We start from the raw sequence: 6294 nt of genomic DNA, 5'->3' as shown, positions 1-6294 counted from the left end.
CCGGCCACGTTCCACGCCCAGCCAGCCGGAGGGCCCAAATCGCCGGGTCTCGCGAATTATATCCTGGTTCACGAGGCGGCAGTGCGAAGCACAACGCCGTACCGGCCCAAATCGCCGGGTCTAGCGTATTTTTCTTACTGTTCCAGCACCTTCGCCAAAAAGCTCTGGGTCCGTTCGTTCTGCGGATGGTCAAAGATCTGCTCGGGCGTGCCCTTCTCGGCCAGGACACCGCCGTCCATGAACCAGACCTCATCGGCCACCTTGCGGGCGAAGCCCATCTCGTGCGTCACGACGACCATCGTCATCCCCTCTTTGGCCAGACCTTGCATGACCTTCAGGACTTCCCCGACCATTTCCGGGTCTAAGGCGGAGGTGGGCTCGTCGAAGAGCATCACGTCCGGCCCCATCGCCAAGGCCCGGGCAATAGCCACCCGCTGCTGTTGACCGCCGGAGAGAGAGGCTGGATAGGCGTGGGCCTTGTCGGCCAGGCCGACTTGGTCGAGCAGTGTCATGGCCTGCTCACTGGCCGCCTTCTGGCTGCTGCCTTTGACCCGCTGGGGTGCCAGGGCAACATTGGCCAGTACGTCCATGTTGGGAAACAGGTTGAAGCTTTGGAAAACCATCCCCATCTTTTCCCGCACCGTATCCAGCTTGTTGGCCGGCAGGTCAGTGATATTTTGGCCTTCGAAGGTGACCGTGCCGGCCGTGGGCTGTTCCAGCATGTTCAGCATACGCAGGAAGGTGGACTTGCCGCCGCCGGAAGGCCCGATAATGACAATGACCTGGCCCTGCTGCACTTGGGCGTCGATGCCCTTGATCACCTCGGTGTGGTCGAAGCTTTTCTTCAATCCCTTGGTCTCGATCATCATACTAGGCATGCTGCATCTTCCTTTCTGCAAAGTTCAGTAACCGGGTCAGGCCGAAGACGAGGATGAAGTAAATGACCATCGCTACGGCGTAAGGCGCAATGCCCTTGTAAGTGGCCGCCTGGACCAGCCGCAGCTGGTAGATCAGGTCAGTGACACCAATGACGGACACGATGGAACTCTCCTTGATCAGCGAGATGAACTCATTACCCAGCGACGGCCAGATGATCTTCAAGGCCTGGGGCAGGATCACGTAGCGCATCGTATCTTTGTAAGAAAGCCCCAGCGAACGGGCCGCTTCCACCTGCCCCTTGGGCACGGAATCGATCCCTCCGCGGATGTACTCAGCAACGTACGCCCCGGAGTTCATGGCCACCCCAGCGACCCCGGCGGTCAGGGCCGGGATGTTCAGACCGAAGTACAGAAACATCACTTGAATCATCAGCGGTGTGCCCCGAATGAATTCCACGTACGCCGTCGCCAGCCACTTCAGCGGTAAGAAATGACTGAGCCGCGACAGCGCCAGCAGTGTTCCCAAAACAACCCCGATGAGGACGGCAATCAAACTGATCAGCAGCGTGTAGCCGACCCCTTTGATAAAGTAGCTGCGGTAGTGCCACATGGACGTGTCCGCCACATTGACCTTCAGGCTCTTGCCGGCATCAGCCAGGTACTTTTCTGTCAGGTTGTTCTTTTTGATCTTGGCGATGGTCTTATTGGCCGCCGCTACTAGGGTCCCCGACCCTTTGTGGAAGGCGATGGCGGAGCCGGAATCGGTCTCGCTTAAGTTGAACTGGTGATTCAGTACCATCAAGTCCGGATTATTCTTCACATAGGCGGTGGCGACGGCGGATTCGGTCGCGATACCGTCGATTTTGTGGGTCTTCAGGGCAATGATCAGGTCGGTCACCTTAGTCAGCCCGGTCATCTTGACCCCTTTGATCTGTTTCTTCACCAAGTCGTATTGCAGCGAGCCGGTTTGCGCCCCCACTTTCTTATTGGCGAAGTTCTTGTAATTCTTGTAGATGTTCTTGTCCGTCTTATTGATGATGATGGATTGGCCGGAATTGTAGTAGACGTTAGAAAAGTCCACACTCTGTTTCCGCGCCGGCGTCGGCGTCATGGCCGACAGAACCATGTCGATCTTGTGGGTTTCGATACCCACCAGCAGGGCATCGAAGTCCATTTGCTTGACCACCAGCTTCACGCCGATATCCTTGGCAATCTGCTTGGCAATATCAATGTCCATCCCCACGGGCTTATTGTTGACGAGGAATTCGTAAGGCGGATAATCCGGCGACGTCCCCATCACCAGCGTCCCCTTCTTCTTGATGTCTGCCAGCGACGTATCATTCGCCGCTGCCTGGACCGGCTGAGTCTGGGCCAAGAGCGGAACTGTCAAGAACAGTGCCGCCAAGAGCGCCACGATTCTGTGCAACCACTTTTTCTGCATGCCATTCACTCCAATTGATTAATGGTTCTAATATACCGGGTGAAGGCATTATATGCAATATATTTCGACTTTTACGCATAAATATCCGTATATTTAATATATTATTCATAAGAAAGCCTTACCAGTAGTTTTTTCTCGGGGTTTTTGGTACACTGTAGCCACAAGAGGTGATTGCCATGGGCTTAACGGTCAAACGAGAAAACACCCTGACCAGTATGTTCGATTCGTTCGCGACGATTCCGGAAGATCTGAAGAAGAAGATCGACTTGAAAGATGGCGACGAAAAGAAAGACGACAAGAAACAAAAACCAAGTAAAGACGAGAAAAAGAAGTAAAAAACACCCCTGCAACAAATCAGCTGATTTGTTGCAGGGGTGTTTTGTATTGATCAGATCACCCTTGGGGCGTGCGCTCGGGGTCCTGCATACGGGCCTCGATCCACGCCCACACAGCGTCCTTCCCCATCCCGGTCTGGGCGGAGAAAAGGACCAGCGGGGTGCCCGGCGATAGGGTCATCGTCTTGCGCACACTGCTTTCCGACTTGTTGTACTGACTGGGCTTCACCTTATCCATCTTGGTGGCGATGACCAGCACCGGTAAATGGTAATACGTCAAATACTGGTACATGGCCACGTCATCCGCGGTGGGGGCATGGCGGCCATCCACGAGCTGGACAACACCGCGCAGAACGGTGCGGCCCGTCAAATAAGCCTCGATCATCTCGCCAAAAGCCGCGCGTTGGGCTTTGGATACCTTGGCATAACCGTACCCGGGGACATCCACGAAAAAGAGCTGGTGCTCCACTTCGTAAAAGTTGAGTGTCTGAGTCTTGCCCGGCGCACTGGACGTCCGGGCTAAGGCCTTGCGGTTGATCAGCTTGTTCGTCAGCGACGACTTGCCGACGTTAGAGCGTCCCACCAGGGCGATTTCTGGCCAGCCGTCAGTGGGATACTGACTCGGCGAGACAGCACTGGTGCGTATATCGACGTCGTTAACTAACAAATTTTACCTCCAACTTACGATGCTTTCTTCAATTGCAGTTCGGGCTTCTCGTCGCCATGGACCGCGGCGGCGGTGACCAATACCCGGTTCACGTTAGGTTCGCTGGGGACTTCGAACATAGTATCCATCATGACTTCTTCCATGATGGCCCGCAGACCCCGGGCGCCGGTATTCCGCTCGATGGCTTCGTGGGCAATGGCCCGCAGTGCATCCGGCGTGAACTCCAGGTCCACATGATCCAGGGAGAGCAGCTTCTTATACTGCTTCACCAAAGCGTTCTTAGGTTCTTGCAGGATCCGTACTAGATCGTTCTCGGTCAGCGGCTCCAAGGCCGCGATGATCGGCACCCGGCCGATGAATTCCGGAATAATCCCGAACTTCATCAAATCCTCGGGGATGATCTGCTGCATCACACTCTTAGACTCGTCAATATGCTTCGCCGAATCGGTACCGAAACCGATCGTCTTCTCACCCAGCCGGTTGCGAACGATGGTTTCAATACCGTCGAACGCGCCACCTACGATGAATAGGATGTTCGTGGTGTCGATCTGAATGAATTCTTGCTGCGGGTGCTTCCGGCCGCCCTGGGGCGGAACGTTGGCAATGGTGCCTTCCAAGATTTTAAGTAAGGCCTGCTGCACACCTTCACCAGAAACGTCCCGGGTAATCGAGACATTCTCGCTCTTCTTGGCGATCTTATCGATTTCGTCGATGTAGACGATCCCCTTCTGGGCCCGCTCCACGTTGTAATCAGCGTTCTGTAAAAGCTTCAAGAGGATGTTTTCCACGTCTTCCCCGACGTAGCCGGCCTCGGTCAAGGTCGTGGCATCTGCAATCGCGAACGGTACATCCAACAGCTTGGCCAGCGTCTGGGCCAGGAATGTTTTCCCAGAACCCGTCGGCCCAATCAAGGCAATATTGGATTTTTGCAATTCAGGACCATCATCATGGGGGTCAGACATCTCGTTGACCCGCTTGTAATGGTTATAAACGGCCACGGCCAGAGCGCGCTTGGCATCATCTTGACCAATGACATATTCGTTCAGTGTCTTTAAAATATCGATGGGCTTAGGAACCTTCAACAAATCGGTGTAGGAATCCTCTTTGAATTCCTCGTCGATGATCTCCTTGCACAGATCGATACATTCGTTACAGATGTATACGCCAGGGCCGGCGACGATTTTCTTTACCTGGTCCTGCGTTTTCCCACAGAAGGAACATTTGATGGGACCGGTGGTGTCAATATTATCGAACATTTAACCAACCCTTCTTTGCTGTTGCGGACATTTAGTCTCCATAAACGATACCACACGGGACGACCACCCGTAAAGTTATCCGCCTGCGGCGTTGCGCTTCGCGCTGCCGCCTTATTTGCAGGTGCATGGGCTGGGGGCAGCGTCTTGGGGGGACGGCAGTGTATCGTCCTTAGCGGAGGTGTGCTGTTTTTGTCGTCTGGGGCGAAAACTGTTGGTGGTGTGGTGGTGCGTTTCTGGAAATAAGAAAGCACGCTACCGTACGGGCCGAGAGGCGGGTGCGGTGCGTGCCGGGTGAGACCTGGAGATGCGTTTATTCTTCCTTAGAAGAAGAAACGATCAGGTCGATGGCCTTCTTGATGCCAATGTCGTGTTTGAGCATGTCAGCGGTCAGCGCCTTGCGAACGTCGTCTTCCTTCATGCCGTATTCATTGGCCAAGTTCTTGATCTCGTTGTCGATGTCTTCCTGAGAAGGCTTGATGTCTTCCGCCTTGACCACGGCTTCTAAGACCAGATCGGTCTTAACGCGCTGGGCAGCGTCCTGCTCGAACTGCTTGTGCAGGTCGGCTTCGCTGGTCCCGGTCAATTGATAGTACATCTGCGGATTGATTCCTTGGCGCTGCAAGTTGCCCAGATACTGATCCATCTGGTTGTGGACTTCGTTGTCGATCATCACGTCCGGCAGGTCGTCGATCTTGGCGTTGGCCACGGCTTGGTTGACGGCAGATTCTTGAATCGCGTCGTCGGCCTTTTGGTCCTTTTCTTGCTTCAGCTGATCACGCAGCTTCGCCTTCAGTTCGTCTAAAGTATCGACGTCTTCATCGACATCCTTAGCAAACTCGTCGTCTAAGTCGGGCAGCTGCTTCTCCTTGATCTCGTGGATCGTTACTTGGAAGACCGCATCCTTACCGGCCAGATCCTTGGCTTGGTAATCATCGGGGAACTTGACCTTCACTTCGACATGGTCGCCAGACTTGTGGCCAACCAATTGGTCTTCGAAACCAGGAATGAAGGAGTTGGAACCGATCTCCAAGGAGTAGTTGTCAGCCTTGCCGCCGTCAAACGGGGTGCCGTCAATGCTGCCTTCGTAGTCGATGACTGCGGTGTCGCCCTTCTCAATGGCGCCATCTTCTTTAAGAACCAGTTCAGCCTGCTCTTCTTGCAAAGAGTGCAGCTTGTCGTCCAGGTCCTTGTCGGTGACTTCGCGGTCCTGCTTGGGCACCGTCAGGCCCTTATAGTCGCCCAAGGTGACTTCAGGCTTCACGGTCACTTTTGCAGAAACGACCCAAGGGTTCTCAGGCTCCATCTTTTCCACGTTGAACTTAGGTTGGTCAACGGGTGCGATGGCGGCTTGCTTGACGGCAGCATCGTACGCGTCGGGCAGCACGATGTTCAAAGCGTCTTCGTATAAGGCGCCTTCCCCGAACATCCGATCAAAGACAGTCCGAGAAACATGGCCTTTACGGAAACCAGGTACGTTGATGTTCTTCTTCACACGAGCAAAAGCTTGGTCCATGCCTTTTTTGATAGTAGGCAGGTCGATCTCAAAAGTCAAAGTACCATCGTTCGTACCTTGCTTTTCCCATTTTGCAGACATATTGAATACCTCCGGTTACATTTCACAATTTTGCCGACACGCGCGCACGTGTATCGCATACCTAACAATGATATACGAAAGCGAGGCGGGTGTAAACAGAGACGAAGAAAAGAGAGGGTGGAG

The 6294-nt window shown here is 54.1% G+C and carries 6 protein-coding genes; 1 reads left to right on the top strand and 5 read right to left on the bottom strand.

From position 1 onward, the window contains the following. Positions 1-134: 134 nt before the first annotated feature. Together L248_RS00975 and L248_RS00970 are read right to left on the bottom strand one after the other, a co-directional pair. Positions 135-866: an amino acid ABC transporter ATP-binding protein gene (locus L248_RS00975; protein ID WP_155828537.1), complete on the bottom strand. Its 732-nt coding sequence runs from the start codon at positions 864-866 to the stop codon at positions 135-137. A gap of 4 nt (positions 867-870) precedes the next feature. Continuing rightward, positions 871-2319 carry an ABC transporter substrate-binding protein/permease gene (locus tag L248_RS00970; RefSeq protein ID WP_040534175.1) on the bottom strand — a complete coding sequence of 483 codons (1449 nt, stop codon included), beginning with the start codon at positions 2317-2319 and terminating at the stop codon, positions 871-873. Between the two features lie 176 nt (positions 2320-2495). Between L248_RS00970 and L248_RS16010 the strand changes: the two genes are divergently transcribed. Continuing rightward, positions 2496-2654, top strand: coding sequence for an SPJ_0845 family protein (locus tag L248_RS16010; protein ID WP_196811973.1), 159 nt, complete (start codon positions 2496-2498; stop codon positions 2652-2654). Between the two features lie 58 nt (positions 2655-2712). On the opposite strand, the gene yihA is transcribed toward L248_RS16010, so the two are convergent. The 3 genes from yihA to tig all read right to left on the bottom strand — a co-directional run bounded on the left by yihA (position 2713) and on the right by tig (position 6171). After that, positions 2713-3321, bottom strand: coding sequence for a ribosome biogenesis GTP-binding protein YihA/YsxC (gene yihA, locus L248_RS00965; protein WP_022528155.1), 609 nt, complete (start codon positions 3319-3321; stop codon positions 2713-2715). Between the two features lie 14 nt (positions 3322-3335). Beyond that, complete coding sequence (clpX, locus tag L248_RS00960; RefSeq protein WP_022528154.1) at positions 3336-4577, bottom strand: ATP-dependent Clp protease ATP-binding subunit ClpX; 1242 nt, start codon at positions 4575-4577, stop codon at positions 3336-3338. A 310-nt stretch (positions 4578-4887) separates the two neighbouring features. Next, entirely contained in the window at positions 4888-6171 is a 1284-nt protein-coding gene (gene tig / locus L248_RS00955; RefSeq protein ID WP_022528153.1) for a trigger factor, read from the bottom strand. Positions 6172-6294 lie beyond the last annotated feature (123 nt).

Origin of the sequence: Schleiferilactobacillus shenzhenensis LY-73, from assembly GCF_000469325.1 — a bacterium.
GTDB classification, from domain to species: domain Bacteria; phylum Bacillota; class Bacilli; order Lactobacillales; family Lactobacillaceae; genus Schleiferilactobacillus; species Schleiferilactobacillus shenzhenensis.
This window is presented reverse-complemented; position numbering and strand designations above follow the sequence as displayed.